This is a genomic window from Faecalimonas umbilicata (genome assembly GCF_042846195.1).
GTDB lineage: Bacteria > Bacillota > Clostridia > Lachnospirales > Lachnospiraceae > Faecalimonas > Faecalimonas umbilicata.
Genome location: NZ_AP031411.1, coordinates 2,538,422 through 2,554,119 on the forward strand (window position 1 = coordinate 2,538,422; position 15,698 = coordinate 2,554,119).

Here is a 15,698-nt window from a genome sequence, read left to right on the forward strand (position 1 = left end):
AAATTAGTTTCCGTAGTAAACTCTTAAGTACATTTCTTTGATTTCTTTCATCAGTGGATATCTTGGGTTTGCACCTGTACACTGATCATCAAATGCCTGTTCTACCATTTCATCTAATGTATCCAGGAAGTATTTTTCATCTACTCCGTATTCTTTGATCGTCTTTTTGATTCCAACTGCTGCTTTTAATTCATCGATCTTCTCAAGGAATTTTTCAAATGTTTCTTTGTCGTCTTTTCCTACAACGCCAACGAATCTAGCGCATTCTGCATATCTTTCTAATGCGTGTGGATACTGATACTGAGAGAATGTTCCCATCTTTGTAGGCACGTCTGTTGCATTGAATTTCATTACTTCGTTGATCAGTAACGCATTTGCAACACCGTGTGGTAAGTGGTGGAATGCTCCTAATTTGTGTGCCATTGAGTGACATACTCCTAAGAATGCATTTGCGAATGCCATACCTGCCATGCAGGAAGCATCTGCCATTTTCTCTCTTGCGATCGGATCGTTTGCTCCGTTTTCGTAAGCAGATGGTAAATATTTGAAGATATTTTTCATTGCTTTTAATGCAAGACCATCTGTATAGTCTGTTGCCATGATAGATGCATATGCCTCTAATGCATGTGTAAGTGCATCAATACCGGAAGCACTTGTCAGTCCTTTTGGCTGGCTCATCATATTATCAGCATCGATGATCGCCATCTTCGGTAATAATTCGTAGTCTGCTAATGGATATTTTACTCCAGTCTTTTCATCTGTGATAACTGCAAATGGTGTCACCTCAGAACCTGTTCCTGAAGATGTCGGGATTGCAACGAAGTAAGCCTTCTCTCCCATTTTCGGGAATGTATATACTCTCTTACGGATATCCATGAAACGCATTGCCATATCAAGGAAGTCTGCTTCTGGATGTTCGTACATTACCCACATAATCTTTCCGGCATCCATTGCTGATCCACCACCAAGAGCGATGATCACATCTGGCTGGAATGCTGTCATTGCTGCTGCACCTGCTTTTGCACATTCCAGTGTCGGGTCTGGAGCTACTTCATAGAAGCATGTGTGCTGGATTCCCATTTCATCTAATTTTTCTTCAATACCTTTTACATATCCATTGTGGTATAAGAAGCTGTCTGTTACGATGAATGCTTTCTTTTTGCCCATCACTGTTCCCAGTTCATCAAGAGCAACCGGCATACATCCTTTTTTGAAATAAACTTTTTCAGGAACTCTGAACCAAAGCATGTTTTCTCTCCTCTCGGCAACTGTCTTCACGTTGATCAAATGTTTTACTCCTACGTTCTCAGATACAGAGTTTCCTCCCCAAGAACCACATCCCAATGTAAGAGACGGAGCTAATTTGAAGTTGTAAAGATCACCGATTCCACCTTGAGAAGAAGGTGTGTTGACAAGGATACGGCATGTCTTCATAGCTGCTGCATGTTTTGCAAGCTTCTCTGTCTCTGCAGGGTGTACATAAATGGAAGCTGTATGTCCATATCCACCGTCAGCTACTAACTGCTCTGCCTTTGCGATCGCTTCGTCAAATGTCTTTGCTTTGTACATTGCAAGTACCGGAGATAATTTCTCGTGTGCAAATTCTTCTGAGATATCTACAGATTCTACTTCACCGATCAGAATCTTTGTATCTTCCGGAACATCCACTCCTGCCAATGCTGCGATTGTGTGAGCAGACTGTCCTACAATTTTTGCATTTAATGCACCGTTGATGATGATTGTCTTACGAACTTTTTCAATCTCATCTTTTTTGAGGAAATAGCATCCTCTGTATGCAAATTCTTCTTTCACTTCTTTATATACTTTTTCCAGAACTGTCACAGACTGCTCTGAAGCACAGATCATACCATTATCAAATGTCTTTGAATGAATGATAGAGTTTACTGCGAGCTTCACATCTGCTGTGTCATCGATGATAACCGGTGTGTTACCAGCTCCAACTCCGAGTGCCGGCTTTCCTGAAGAGTAAGCTGCTTTTACCATTCCAGGACCACCTGTTGCAAGGATGATGTCTGCATTTTTCATAACTTCATTTGTAAGCTCCAGTGATGGTACATCGATCCATCCGATGATTCCTTCCGGTGCTCCTGCCTTTACAGCTGCATCTAAAACTACTTTTGCTGCTGCGATCGTAGCTGCTTTTGCACGTGGATGTGGGCTGATGATGATTGCATTTCTTGTCTTTAAGGAAATCAATGTCTTAAAGATTGCTGTAGATGTTGGGTTTGTTGTCGGAATAACCGCTGCAACAAGACCGATTGGCTCTGCGATCTTCTTGATTCCGAATGCTTTATCTTCCTCAATCACACCACATGTTTTTGTATCTTTATATGCATTGTAAATATATTCTGCTGCATAGTGATTTTTAATTACTTTATCTTCAACGATTCCCATTCCAGTTTCTTCTACTGCCATTTTTGCTAATGGGATACGCATTTTATTTGCTGCCAAAGCTGCTTCAAAAAAGATTTTATCTACCTGCTCTTGTGTAAATGTAGCAAATTCTCTCTGTGCTTCACGCATTGCTTCCATTTTTGCTGTAAGAGCTTCTACACTGTCAATAATTGCTGGTACTACTTCTTTTTTCTTTGCCATACCAATTTTTCCTCCTGTAAATGAGTTAAGTAAATTCTTTTCTACATCCCCTAGTATATTTTCTCGTTAAAAAAATGTCAATAGAAAAATTGATATTTTTTTAACTATCATTGTTTTTCTTATATTTTGACGAAAATGATTGTTTTCTCTATCTTTTTCTTGTGCATTTCACACGCAAAAAGCAAATTAGTTTTCACAAGCGTTTTTTTATTGTTAAAAATAATTCGAACTCTTCCACTTTTCCCCAGCAAGACCAACCCATACTATATAAATTTTCTCACAAAATGAGTAATTCCTTTTCCAGATTATGCTATACTGATATAGAAACAGTAAACCTTTGTATGGCAAACTTTTGCCGTTCAAGACAATCTCAAATACTAGCAGGAGGAAACAAATTGAAACTTGTCATTTATGGAACAGACACTTGTAAAGACTGTGTAGATGCAAAAGCGCTGCTTGATGCAAAAGGGATTCGCTATCTCTTTCTTGAATTTTCTGACAGCATCGGCAATCTCAAACGCTTCTTAAAAATCCGTGATACCAATCCAATGTTTGATGCAGTAAAGGAAAAGGGTGGCGTTGGAGTCCCACTCTTTGTGCTGGAAGACGGAACGATGACCTTCGATGTAAATGAGGTCATAAGCAAAATAGAAAACGCATAGCAGCCCATCTCAAAACAAGGAAAAGATGTAGCCTTTCCCTTCTTTGTCCATAAATCTCCTCTCTCGGAAATTCATGGAGAAAGAATTTTAAAACTACATCTTTTTCTTCTCCAGTTTTCTTATATTTGAAAAATTTACTTTTCAGGTTACTTCTATATTCACCATTCTAGCGTCAGTTCCTGAAGTTTTGTAATTCTTTTTTGCTCATAATCGAGCAGGATCTCAATTTTGTACTGTTTCTGCATCAGATGTACCATAAATTTCCGGTAGCCTCTATCTCTTCAACGGAATCCGCGTAAAATATTCTGCTTCATTCTCAGGATGAATATAAGCTCCATTTTTCTTCTGCACGTTCAGGGAAGCCAGATTATCTTTATGTACCGAAAGATAGATTTCCTCCTCAGGCACGATTTTTCTTGCAATTTCCAACAGCATTTCCAGACCTTTGGCTGCATATCCTTTTCCCCGGTACTTTGGAGAAATCCCATAACCGATATGACCAGCTCCATGAATGAGTCCCTCCGTCAAGCGATGCCGTAAATTGAAAATTCCAACGTATTCTCCCTCCGTTTCCAGAAGGTATACAGTATCCGGTACAAATCCTTCCGGAAGATTCACTCCTTCTGAAGTCTGCTTCCCAAAGTTTGATCAGTTTCATCTCTTCTCACCGCATTCTTCTTTTTGCTGATTCTAACATAACGGGTTAAGAAAAGAAAGCTTTTGTTTATCCTCTCATCTCGTTTTCAATATATTCTATATACTCTCTTCTCTCTACCTCTTCTTTGTTTTCACAATACCACGCAAATGCCTCTCGCAATCCTTCATAGAAATCTTTCACATCCGGCAGTAGTTCCTTCTGCTTTTTGACATCCAGCACATACTCATATGCCGGAAAGCAAAAATAATCTGTCTGGCAAAACTGATCCCCTATAAGCCGCACTCTCAATGGTTCTCCTGCTGCCTGATAACACAGCTCCACAAAGGTACGAATATCTATTGCCTCATTTCCCACATTAAAAATATGCTCTTCTGGTCTTTTCTCAAGAATAGCTTCCATCAATCTGCACAAATCCTCCACATGGAAAAATTGAAGCTTCTGGCTTCCATCCCCCGGCATATAAAATTTTCTGTGCTGCAATGCACAATCAAATACAAAGGCTTCCCGGTAAACATCGTTCATCGACCCATACAGATATGGAGGACGGATCACATAGGCATCCGGCACTTTCTCCATCAAATACTCCTCCGCCTCAATTTTATCACTTCCATATTTTCTCCAGATAGAATTGTATCCTACCGGCTGCTCCTCTGAAAAAGGCTGCGGCAATGTCTCAGGGTATACCGCACTGGAACTGATCAGGATATAAGTGGAAAATCCCTTCAACTCCGCAAGAAGATTTTTCACATCTTCCTTCGTATATGCAGTAATATCCAACACATGATCAAAATTTTTCCCCTGCAGCACTCCATTCAGCTGATTCCGGTCTGCACAGATCCACTCAACTCCTGAGACCTGCGGCCTCGATCCCCGGTTCAGCACAGATACCTCATACCCTCGTTTTACAAAATATTCTGCTGCAAATTTACTTACAAAAACCGTTCCGCCTGTAATTAATATTCGTTTTCCCATTTCCATTGTCTCCTCTATTATCCCATCGTTCTTCTTCCGTTATTTTACTTCGTACTTTCTTACTGCTTCCTTTTATTATGGGAAATTTTATCATAAGATATTTTGAAAATCTAGTTTTCTAAAATAAAAAACTCCCGTAAAAACATACGAAAACATCTGTTTCTACAAGAGTTTTCTATTCTAAAAAAGGGAAAAATCAGCATCAGCCTCTCTTTCCCCTTTTTTTAAACACTATGAGATTTCATCTTACAGTTCTCAGCTATAATCGTCAACAATTTTCCTAAAACTGCCATCCATTGAACTTAAATGTTGTAGGCGATACGTTCTCAGGATCATAGCGTTTTAACATTTCTTCATACCGTTCTTTATAATCATTGTCAATTTCTGCCTGTGGGATTACTTTACTTGCCTCATGAAGGAAGTGGAAGGAATCTCTTCCCATCTCTTGTCCGCGGCGTGTATGTTTATCCAAAGCCACATCCGGAATCTCCGGAAGCTCTCCCATGGCAAATCCTTTGATACAGATATTTTTGAGTAAGTCACTGGATCTGTCTTTCTGTGACTGAACGAGATACCGGATCGCATGAATAAAGTAGATCGGGCGGTCTCCGTCTGCATAGTCAAATTCTTTTCTCATTTGGAACAGACTGTTCACTACAACTGCCGCCATCGGATTTCCCATTCCAATATCTTCTACGGAAATCGTAAGGAGTCGTCTCCACATCTTCTCTTCTAACTCCGGTGATGTAATATACAACTCATATGCGAACTTGCATGCGTCTTCTTCATTTGCACGTCGGATACTCTTCTGTAATGCAGAAATCACTTCATCACAACAATATCCATTCCGTGTTGTGATCGACTGCCACGGATCATACATTGTCTTTTTTACCATTCGAAATCATCCTCCTCTTCGGCCTCTTTTGTTTCTTTCTCTACTGCCTGTTTTTCATATACCTTAAAGAATGGGTAATAAATCAGCACACTCAATGCGATACATAAGAACATAAAAATTACATTTCTAAAATCCATTCCGGACATCCATCCTTGGATAAAAAATGGAATAAAGGAAGGGTCTGCAACATATCCTGGTGTAATCCATCCAAATACCTGCGCATAATATCCAAGTACAACACAAATAGATGGTGTGAAAATATATGGAATTGCAAGAACTGGATTGTAAGTCATAGGCACTCCAAATGTAATCGGCTCATTGATGGAACAGATTCCCGGCACAATAGAGATTCGTGCAAGCGATTTCAGCTTTGCGGATTTTGATTTCCACATCAGTAAGATCAAACCAAGTGTTCCTCCGGCTCCTCCGAGCATTGCGTAGCGGAATAACTGAAGGTTCATCGGATTAGTCGGTGCAAGCCCTTCTGCTACAAGAGCTGCATTTGCTCCTGTTCCAGCAAGTCCAATCATAAATACGATTGAAAATACAACAGATGTTCCATTGATACCAAAAAACCATAAAATATTTGAAAACATAATGATTCCGGCATACACCCAGATATTATTTCCGACATCGATCGCAGGTGTAAGTAAGCTCATGATCGCCTCTGGAATAGATTTTCCGATCAAAGAAATTAAAATCAGATTGATGCCATATACAATAACAATATTTACAAAAAGTGGAAGCAATGAGTTTACAAATGTAGCAACCATACTTGGTACCGATGCTGGAAATTTAACCTTAATTCCCAGTTTGTCCACCATGCGGTTAATCTCAACACATACAAAACTCAACACTAATGCAATGAACAATCCATCACTTGTCAAATACTGGGATGTAATTGCTGAAATCGCAGCATCTTCTCCCACCGGAACTTGAACCACTTTGGAACATACAAGTAAAAATACAGACATTGACATAATACCATTGACTGCCGCATTCATCTTGTAACTCTTTGCCAAACAATAGGCAACCGAAAATGCAGTCATCAATCCCAGCATTCCAAACGTCATATTATATGGCGCAAGAATCCATTCGCTGTTTGCTACTGCCCACTCTTTCCAATTAATTAAAAAACGGATAAAAAGATTGGTTGTATTCATATCTACCGTTTCTAAATTAATCGGAGGATTATTCAAGATCATAAAAATAGAACCAATGACAAGCAATGGCAGTGTCATCATCATACCATTTGACAATGCCTGCAAATGTCTTTGATTACCCAGTTTCGCCCCCAAAGGAGATAAATATTTTTCCAAAAAACCTGTGAATTTTTTCATAAGTATATATCCTTTGCCTCTCCGTTTACTCTTTTATTTCCCAACTGCTCTCATCATTTTGATTGCAGTTTTTAAAACTTTCTCTCCATTCATCATTCCATAATCACCTGAATCGATCACTGCAATCGGAATTCCTGTCTTTCCATATTCTTTCACTGTCTGATCGTACAGATATTTCACTTGTGGTCCGAGCAAAATACAATCTGGATGTTTTGCTGCGATTATCTCTCCGATCTGCTCATGTGGAAATGCTGCGACTTCCATATCTAATTGGTGTGAATTTGCAACTTCCTGCATCTTTGCAGCCAGCATACTTGTTGACATCCCTGCACTACAAAATAAGTACACTTTTTTCATATCTTTTTCCTCTCTTTTATGCTTCTTTTGCTTCTAAAATGGAAATTCGTCTGTAAGCATCCATCAATTCCACTGCCAGAATCTTGCACGTCTCCGCTGCCATCAATTGATCCTCCGCATGAATCAACAATAAATTTGGTGTTTGCTCCATCTCTCCGGCGGCTTCCTTATGGATCAGATCTGCATGAACCTTATGTGCCTGCAAAAATGCATCTCCACCCTCTTTGATCAACTTCTCCGCCTCTTCATAGTTTGCTTGTTTTGCTGTTTGAATCGCTCCCATATAAGCACTTCTCGCTTCTCCCGCAAAAGAAATAATCTGAAAACAAACCAGCTCAAGTTCTTCCATCTTCTGCACCTCCTAACCTTTACTTAAAGTATATCGTAGATTTTTTTATTTTCCTCCAATGTTTCTTCCTAGTATTAGGAAATGCTGTCTGTTTTTAGAAACATGCTGCCCCTTACAAAAGTGTATTCACAAAGCTCTGATAATCCTGAACTTCCAAAAGTCTCGCAAATTTCTCAGGATTGGAAACGATATCATCCAGCCAGTCAAAGAAAATCTTTAAAAAATTTCTATTTTCTTCTGTGATTGCCAACAACAGTACAAATCGCACCTCATAACTCCCCCATTGGACCGGCTGCTTTAAAATTGCAGTGCTGATTGCAGAATGAATTGTCTCCTGATGAGACATATTGTGCGGTATTGCAAAACCATGAAAAAAAGATGTTGGAGAAAGACGTTCTCTTTTCAGTACTCCCTCCTTAAAATTTTCTTTTACATACCCACGGGCATACAGTTTATCACACATATCCGATATAATCTTTTCCGGTTCTTCTACTGCCATATTTGCTGTAAAAAACTCTTCTCTGATCAGATTCAAAATAAAAAACTGAAAATTATTTCTATAACGGATCTGATCTAATCTATTCAATGTCTGAAAAACAGCTGCTTCATCTGTATGAGCAAAAAACATAGATATTTCTGTTGTCTCAATATCCAGAGCATGTGCCACCGGTTGTGTCGTCAGTATCAAATCGAGATTTTTCTCCCTGATAAGTGATTCTTCAAAATAGCTCATACAACCCACAATTTCCATACGATCCTGAAAACGGTTCACGATTTTCTGTATGCACAAATCCTTTACTGTCTGATTGTGAGGACATATTAACAAGCATCTGTATTTTCGTCTTAAATTTGCTCTTTCATATGCAGATCCAAGATGTAATGCAATAAAAGAAATCTCATTCTCACTGATGATGATATTCAAATGTTCTTCCATAATCTTGCATACCCACACTCCCATCTCAAAAATGAGGGGATATTTTCTCTTCACTTCTTCCAAACATGTATGATCAATCTCAACATTTGCATAGTGTCTCTTTAATAGGGAAACTGTATGTACTTCCAGTCCAAGTCTGAATTCACAATCTTCACTGAAATCAATATCAAAATGTTCCCGAATCTCAACGATAATATGCTGTACCAAATCCGAAGCTAATCCTTGTAGCTGTTCTTCTTCACAATATCCTTTTCTTTTTCCATGTTCCAAATAAATGGCAAAATCACAGATCTCTGCCTCCCGAACTTGTAAAGACAGTCTAGCGCCGATTTTTTCAAAAAAATGTCGGGAAATTTCATATTCCTCTCTTCCATATTTCCCCTGCTGCTCTTCATCCTCTTTTAAAAAATGACAAGCAAAGTTTCTTTCCAAAATCACTCCTACATGGATCAATAGAGTAGGAATCCTTACTTCATTCATTTGATAATGAAATTCCTCAAAAATATCTTTTAAAAGCTCCTTTACTTTCAGGAGATCAAAGCGCATAAAATTTTCTGCAACTTTATTTAAATTCCACAGATTGCCGCTGATCTTATAGGAGATCAACTCTTCATATAAATGTCTCTTTTCCCGTTCTCCTCCGGAAAGTTGCAGCATATTACTTTGACGGATTACCTTTAACCCTTGATAATTGTCCAGTAATTTTCGGATTTTATTCATATCATTTTCCAGTGAAAACTCTGAAATACACATCTGGTCTGCTAACTGATATATATTTACCTGATTATGCTCCACCAATGTTTTCAGGATCAGCCATCTTCTTTCTTCCCCTGTCTCCGGAATTTCCTTTTTTGTCTCTTCTATAAATCTTTTTACTTTTTCTCCCTGAATCCGGTATCCTTTCCGGATATTAGATTCAATCATCGTATCTGCGTAAAACTCATTGATCGCAGCAATATCATTGCGGATTGTCCGATCAGATACATTCAATAATTTTGCAAGATCTTTTCCTACGATCCAATCCTTTTGATTGTTCATGATGGTCATAATCATATTTTGTCTTTTGGTCAGCATGGGCACCCTCCCGTTCTCTCTGAGATCATTCTCATTCATACCTTTCATGATATCGGGTCGTGGTTTCTCTGTCAATGCACCAGTTTCTCTTGCTGACTCTTTTTATAAACGCAAAAAAAGACATCTGCCCCTGCAAATATCTTCTCTCTTTTCTATCTCTTCTCTTTTTCATATACCTTCAAAATCACATACAGTCAACTACTTTTCTAAGTTTTTTCTCTCTCCATCCATTCTCCTATCACCACTTGGTTATGCCCTCGACCGATTAGTAACAGTCAGCTCCATACATTACTGCACTTCCACCTCTGTCCTATCTACCTCGTCGTCTTCAAGGGGTCTTACAACTTGCGTTGGGATATCTCATCTTGAGGGGGGCTTCACGCTTAGATGCCTTCAGCGTTTATCCCGTCCCGGCTTGGCTACTCTGCCATGCACTTGGCAGTGCAACAGATACACCAGCGGCCAGTCCACCCCGGTCCTCTCGTACTAAGGGCAGCTCCTCTCAAATATCCTACGCCCACGCCGGATAGGGACCGAACTGTCTCACGACGTTCTGAACCCAGCTCGCGTACCGCTTTAATGGGCGAACAGCCCAACCCTTGGGACCTACTTCAGCCCCAGGATGCGATGAGCCGACATCGAGGTGCCAAACCACTCCGTCGATGTGAACTCTTGGGAGTGATAAGCCTGTTATCCCCAGGGTAGCTTTTATCCGTTGAGCGATGGCAATCCCACTTTATACCACCGGATCACTAAGTCCTACTTTCGTACCTGCTCCACCCGTCGGTGTCGCAGTCAAGCTCCCTTCTGCCTTTGCACTCTTTGAATGGTTTCCGACCATTCTGAGGGAACCTTTGAGCGCCTCCGATACCCTTTCGGAGGCGACCGCCCCAGTCAAACTCCCCACCTGACATTGTCCCCCAGCCGGGTCACGGCTGCTGGTTAGAAACCCAGTACTGCAAGGGTGGTATCCCAACAGCGACTCTGTATCTACTGGCGTAAATACTTCTCAGTCTCCCACCTATCCTGTACATGCAATACCGAATCCCAGTATCAAGCTGGAGTAAAGCTCCATGGGGTCTTTCCGTCCTGGCGCAGGTAACCAGCATCTTCACTGGTATTTCAATTTCACCGGGTGCATTGTCGAGACAGTGCCCAAATCATTACGCCTTTCGTGCGGGTCGGAACTTACCCGACAAGGAATTTCGCTACCTTAGGACCGTTATAGTTACGGCCGCCGTTTACTGGGGCTTAAGTTCAAAGCTTCGCTTACGCTAACCTCTCCCCTTAACCTTCCAGCACCGGGCAGGCGTCAGCCCATATACTTCACCTTTCGGTTTTGCATAGACCTGTGTTTTTGCTAAACAGTTGCTTGGGCCAATTCTCTGCGGCCAGTTCTCACTGGCACTCCTTCTCCCGAAGTTACGGAGTCATTTTGCCGAGTTCCTTAACAATGCTTCTCCCGTCGGCCTTAGGATTCTCTCCTCATCCACCTGTGTCGGTTTACGGTACGGGTATGATATAAACAATAGCGGCTTTTCTTGACGCATGGCTCACGGGCTTCCCTACTCTCAGTTCGGTCCGCATCACGTCTTCAGATTGAGAAGCGGATTTGCCAACTCCTCTCCTACTTCGCTTGCACCGGGCTTTCCATTCCCGGCTCCCGCTCTCCACACGTGTCCCCACAGTTCTGTTATATCATAGTACAGGAATTTCAACCTGTTGTCCATCGACTACGTCTTTCGACCTCGCCTTAGGCCCCGACTTACCCAGAGCAGATCAGCTTTACTCTGGAAACCTTAGATATTCGGCCGGAAGGATTCCCACCTTCCTCTCGCTACTCATTCCGGCATTCTCTCTTCTTAAAAGTCCACTGCTCCTTCCGGTACAGCTTCTTCCCTTTAAGAATGCTCCTCTACCAATTGATTACTCAATTCCACAGCTTCGGTAGTGTGTTTCAGCCCCGGACATTTTCGGCGCAGGACCTCTCGACTAGTGAGCTATTACGCACTCTTTGAATGTATGGCTGCTTCTGAGCCAACATCCTAGTTGTCTTCGAAATCCCACATCCTTTTCCACTTAACACACATTTTGGGACCTTAGCTGGTGGTCTGGGCTCTTTCCCTTTCGACTATCCAACTTATCTCGTATAGTCTGACTCCCATACATCATCTACGCGGCATTCGGAGTTTGATATTCTTCGGTAAGCTTTGACGCCCCCTAGGAAATTCAGTGCTCTACCTCCGCAAGACTCGTATGAGGCTAGCCCTAAAGCTATTTCGAGGAGAACCAGCTATCTCCGGGTTCGATTGGAATTTCTCCCCTATCCACACCTCATCCCCACCCTTTTCAACGGATGTGGGTTCGGTCCTCCATTGCCTTTTACGGCAACTTCAACCTGGACATGGATAGATCACCCGGTTTCGGGTCTACTCTGACTGACTTCACGCCCTGTTCAGACTTGGTTTCCCTTCGGCTCCAGACCTTCAGTCCTTAACCTTGCCAGCCAGCGTAACTCGCCGGACCGTTCTACAAAAAGTACGCGGTTCATCATATAAAGATGTTCCACAGCTTGTAAACATATGGTTTCAGGTTCTCTTTCACTCCCCTCCCGGGGTCCTTTTCACCTTTCCTTCACAGTACTATGCGCTATCGGTCACTAAGGAGTATTTAGCCTTACGGGGTGGTCCCCGCTCATTCCCACAAGGTTTCTCGTGTCTCGTGGTACTCTGGATCCTGCCGTGCTCGCTCGCCTTTCATGTACGGGGCTTTCACCCTCTCTGGCTGGCTTTCCCAAAACCATTCTACTAGGCTTACTCATCACTTACGCAGTCCGAACCCCGGAATGCACGCATCCCGGTTTGGGCTCTTCCGCTTTCGCTCGCCGCTACTCACAGAATCGATGTTTCTTTCTCTTCCTCCGGCTACTTAGATGTTTCAGTTCACCGGGTTCCCTTCTTAACGTTATGTATTGGCGTTAAGATGACGGAGGTTTGCTCCGCCGGGTTTCCCCATTCAGATATCTCCGGATCATTGGATATTTGCTCCTCCCCGAAGCTTTTCGCAGCTTATCACGTCTTTCATCGGCTCTTAGTGCCAAGGCATCCACCATACGCTCTTTCTAGCATAACCAACTTGCTTCGTCCACGGGTATGGACTTCGCTACACATATCTAGCGTGATATGTGTTGGCAATAGTTTGTTGTTTTTATTCGTTTTCTCGAATCAGTTCTCATTTCTGCTCTTGCAAGCTTCCATGATCACCTCGGATGTCTTGATATTTTTCTTATCATTTCATTTCTGTATGCGATTTTCAAGGTACATATTGACTGTTTTATCAGTCATTAGAAACTTAAATCTTTTTCATTCAAATCTCTAATCACTGGTAAATCCAGTTGATGTTTCTTCCTGCTTTCACTCTGCTGTTTGCTTTTTATTCTTTATTTAACTTTATCTTGAACAGCACTTCCCTGCTGGTCGGGTTGACTTCGACTCTCTTTTTCCTGCCATCCAGTGCCATATATTCCCATCTCTGTTCTCTATATCTCTATACGTAAACTTCAATACCTTTTGTATCTCTCTATTTTCGTATATGGCTTATAACAGTTCTTCTATCTCCGTCTGTATCTATATAAAAAAGCTTTTCGCTTATTTTCTTATAGATCTGGCAGCCACCTGCTCTCCCACACCGTCTCCAGTGCAGTACCATCGGCCGCTGAGGTCTTAACCATCGTGTTCGGGATGGGTACGGGTGTTTCCCCTCAGCGTATCGCCACCAGAAGCTTTTCGTTCTTTTCAGAACACTCATAACTAAACAATAGACTTTTTTCAATCCTTACTTCTTTCTTCCTTAGAAAGGAGGTGATCCAGCCGCACCTTCCGATACGGCTACCTTGTTACGACTTCACCCCAGTTATCGGTCCCACCTTCGGCAGCTCCCTCCTTGCGGTTGGGTCACTGACTTCGGGCGTTACTGACTCCCATGGTGTGACGGGCGGTGTGTACAAGACCCGGGAACGTATTCACCGCGACATTCTGATTCGCGATTACTAGCGATTCCAGCTTCATGTAGTCGAGTTGCAGACTACAATCCGAACTGAGACGTTATTTTTGGGATTTGCTCGGCCTCACGACTCTGCTTCCCTTTGTTTACGCCATTGTAGCACGTGTGTAGCCCTGCTCATAAGGGGCATGATGATTTGACGTCATCCCCACCTTCCTCCAGGTTATCCCTGGCAGTCTCTCCAGAGTGCCCGGCCTTGCCGCTGGCTACTGAAGATAGGGGTTGCGCTCGTTGCGGGACTTAACCCAACATCTCACGACACGAGCTGACGACAACCATGCACCACCTGTCTCCTCTGTCCCGAAGGAAAGCTCCGATTAAAGAGCGGTCAGAGGGATGTCAAGAGCAGGTAAGGTTCTTCGCGTTGCTTCGAATTAAACCACATGCTCCACCGCTTGTGCGGGTCCCCGTCAATTCCTTTGAGTTTCATTCTTGCGAACGTACTCCCCAGGTGGACTACTTATTGCGTTGGCTGCGGCACCGAAGAGCTTTGCTCCCCGACACCTAGTAGTCATCGTTTACGGCGTGGACTACCAGGGTATCTAATCCTGTTTGCTCCCCACGCTTTCGAGCCTCAACGTCAGTCATCGTCCAGCAAGCCGCCTTCGCCACTGGTGTTCCTCCTAATATCTACGCATTTCACCGCTACACTAGGAATTCCGCTTGCCTCTCCGACACTCTAGCTGCACAGTTTCCAAAGCAGTCCCGGGGTTGAGCCCCGGGCTTTCACTTCAGACTTGCACTGCCGTCTACGCTCCCTTTACACCCAGTAAATCCGGATAACGCTTGCCCCCTACGTATTACCGCGGCTGCTGGCACGTAGTTAGCCGGGGCTTCTTAGTCAGGTACCGTCATTTTCTTCCCTGCTGATAGAAGTTTACATACCGAAATACTTCATCCTTCACGCGGCGTCGCTGCATCAGGGTTTCCCCCATTGTGCAATATTCCCCACTGCTGCCTCCCGTAGGAGTTTGGGCCGTGTCTCAGTCCCAATGTGGCCGTTCACCCTCTCAGGCCGGCTACTGATCGTCGCCTTGGTGGGCCATTACCCCACCAACTAGCTAATCAGACGCGGGTCCATCTCATACCACCGGAGTTTTTCACACTCGATCATGCGATCACGTGTGCTTATGCGGTATTAGCAGTCATTTCTAACTGTTATCCCCCTGTATGAGGCAGGTTACCCACGCGTTACTCACCCGTCCGCCACTCAGTCACTTGAACTTCCTTCCGAAGAATTCCATCCAAGCGCTTCGTTCGACTTGCATGTGTTAAGCACGCCGCCAGCGTTCATCCTGAGCCAGGATCAAACTCTCGTTAAAAGTGTTTGTTTCCAGTCAAGAATCACTACTAGCAATCCTATCCCTTTTACTGTTTTTAGGTTGACATTTCTGTCTGTTCTGAAATTTTCTCAATTGTTCGAAATTTTCAGGGTTGTGTTGTCTATTGTTTAATTATCAATGTTCTGTTTGTTTTGCTCTCTTGCGACAGCTATATTAGATTATCACATCTTTTTATCTTTGTCAACAACTTTTTTCATCTTTTTTCAAATCTTTTCTTTTGTACTTTCGTAACTTTCTCTGATTCGGTATTTTTCGACGTTTTCCGTTGTTTCTCATCTGTCTGCTCTCTCGAGCGCTCAGTTATCATACCATTCTTCGACACGAATTGTCAATAGTTTTTTTATTTTTTATTTTATTTGTACAATTCATACAATTTCCGCAACTGCTTTTGACGCTTCTCCGTGATTTTCCATTGTTTTCTCTATCTTCTCTCATC

General features: G+C 42.5%; 9 protein-coding genes and 3 rRNA genes. 1 reads left to right on the forward strand and 11 read right to left on the reverse strand.

Translation table 11 applies throughout. The features are described from left to right. Positions 1-3: 3 nt before the first annotated feature. Positions 4-2,616 carry a bifunctional acetaldehyde-CoA/alcohol dehydrogenase gene (gene adhE / locus ACGG81_RS12180; protein WP_016441567.1) on the reverse strand — a complete coding sequence of 871 codons (2,613 nt, stop codon included), beginning with the start codon at positions 2,614-2,616 and terminating at the stop codon, positions 4-6. Positions 2,617-3,011: 395 nt separating this feature from the next. Here adhE and ACGG81_RS12185 point away from each other — a divergent pair, with 395 nt between their 5' ends. Beyond that, positions 3,012-3,278, forward strand: a complete 267-nt coding sequence (locus ACGG81_RS12185) for a glutaredoxin domain-containing protein (protein ID WP_008977681.1) — start codon at positions 3,012-3,014, stop codon at positions 3,276-3,278. Between the two features lie 273 nt (positions 3,279-3,551). On the opposite strand, the gene ACGG81_RS12190 is transcribed toward ACGG81_RS12185, so the two are convergent. From ACGG81_RS12190 to ACGG81_RS12235, 10 genes are all read right to left on the reverse strand, one after another. After that, entirely contained in the window at positions 3,552-3,896 is a 345-nt protein-coding gene (locus ACGG81_RS12190) for a GNAT family N-acetyltransferase (protein ID WP_270457801.1), read from the reverse strand. A gap of 106 nt (positions 3,897-4,002) precedes the next feature. Continuing rightward, positions 4,003-4,908, reverse strand: coding sequence for an NAD-dependent epimerase/dehydratase family protein (locus ACGG81_RS12195; RefSeq protein WP_009263839.1), 906 nt, complete (start codon positions 4,906-4,908; stop codon positions 4,003-4,005). Positions 4,909-5,188: 280 nt separating this feature from the next. Continuing rightward, positions 5,189-5,803 (reverse strand): hypothetical protein, encoded by a 615-nt coding sequence (locus ACGG81_RS12200; RefSeq protein WP_008977684.1) that lies wholly within the window; start codon positions 5,801-5,803, stop codon positions 5,189-5,191. Then, on the reverse strand, positions 5,797-7,143 hold the full coding sequence (locus ACGG81_RS12205) for a PTS sugar transporter subunit IIC (RefSeq protein WP_016439956.1): 1,347 nt from the start codon (positions 7,141-7,143) through the stop codon (positions 5,797-5,799). The genes ACGG81_RS12200 and ACGG81_RS12205 overlap by 7 nt, the downstream gene beginning before the upstream one ends. Before the next feature lie 33 nt (positions 7,144-7,176). Continuing rightward, positions 7,177-7,500, reverse strand: coding sequence for a PTS sugar transporter subunit IIB (locus ACGG81_RS12210; protein ID WP_008977686.1), 324 nt, complete (start codon positions 7,498-7,500; stop codon positions 7,177-7,179). 16 nt (positions 7,501-7,516) lie between these two features. After that, positions 7,517-7,849 carry a PTS lactose/cellobiose transporter subunit IIA gene (locus ACGG81_RS12215; RefSeq protein WP_390108588.1) on the reverse strand — a complete coding sequence of 111 codons (333 nt, stop codon included), beginning with the start codon at positions 7,847-7,849 and terminating at the stop codon, positions 7,517-7,519. Positions 7,850-7,961: 112 nt separating this feature from the next. Further along, positions 7,962-9,857: a BglG family transcription antiterminator gene (locus ACGG81_RS12220; RefSeq protein WP_008977688.1), complete on the reverse strand. Its 1,896-nt coding sequence runs from the start codon at positions 9,855-9,857 to the stop codon at positions 7,962-7,964. A gap of 245 nt (positions 9,858-10,102) precedes the next feature. After that, a 23S ribosomal RNA gene (locus ACGG81_RS12225) occupies positions 10,103-12,989 on the reverse strand. Between the two features lie 529 nt (positions 12,990-13,518). After that, positions 13,519-13,636 (reverse strand): 5S ribosomal RNA (gene rrf, locus ACGG81_RS12230). 74 nt (positions 13,637-13,710) lie between these two features. Beyond that, positions 13,711-15,241 (reverse strand): 16S ribosomal RNA (locus ACGG81_RS12235). The 16S, 23S and 5S rRNA genes sit together here, the layout of an rRNA operon. Positions 15,242-15,698 lie beyond the last annotated feature (457 nt).

What these genes read in the sequence shown, in the direction of transcription:
- ACGG81_RS12220 (WP_008977688.1), bottom strand. Translation starts at nt 9,857, where the DNA reads ATGCTGACCAAAAGACAAAATATGATTATGACCATCATGAACAATCAA.
- ACGG81_RS12200 (WP_008977684.1), bottom strand. Translation starts at nt 5,803, where the DNA reads ATGGTAAAAAAGACAATGTATGATCCGTGGCAGTCGATCACAACACGG.
- ACGG81_RS12210 (WP_008977686.1), bottom strand. Translation starts at nt 7,500, where the DNA reads ATGAAAAAAGTGTACTTATTTTGTAGTGCAGGGATGTCAACAAGTATG.
- ACGG81_RS12215 (WP_390108588.1), bottom strand. Translation starts at nt 7,849, where the DNA reads ATGGAAGAACTTGAGCTGGTTTGTTTTCAGATTATTTCTTTTGCGGGA.
- adhE (WP_016441567.1), bottom strand. Translation starts at nt 2,616, where the DNA reads ATGGCAAAGAAAAAAGAAGTAGTACCAGCAATTATTGACAGTGTAGAA.
- ACGG81_RS12205 (WP_016439956.1), bottom strand. Translation starts at nt 7,143, where the DNA reads ATGAAAAAATTCACAGGTTTTTTGGAAAAATATTTATCTCCTTTGGGG.
- ACGG81_RS12195 (WP_009263839.1), bottom strand. Translation starts at nt 4,908, where the DNA reads ATGGGAAAACGAATATTAATTACAGGCGGAACGGTTTTTGTAAGTAAA.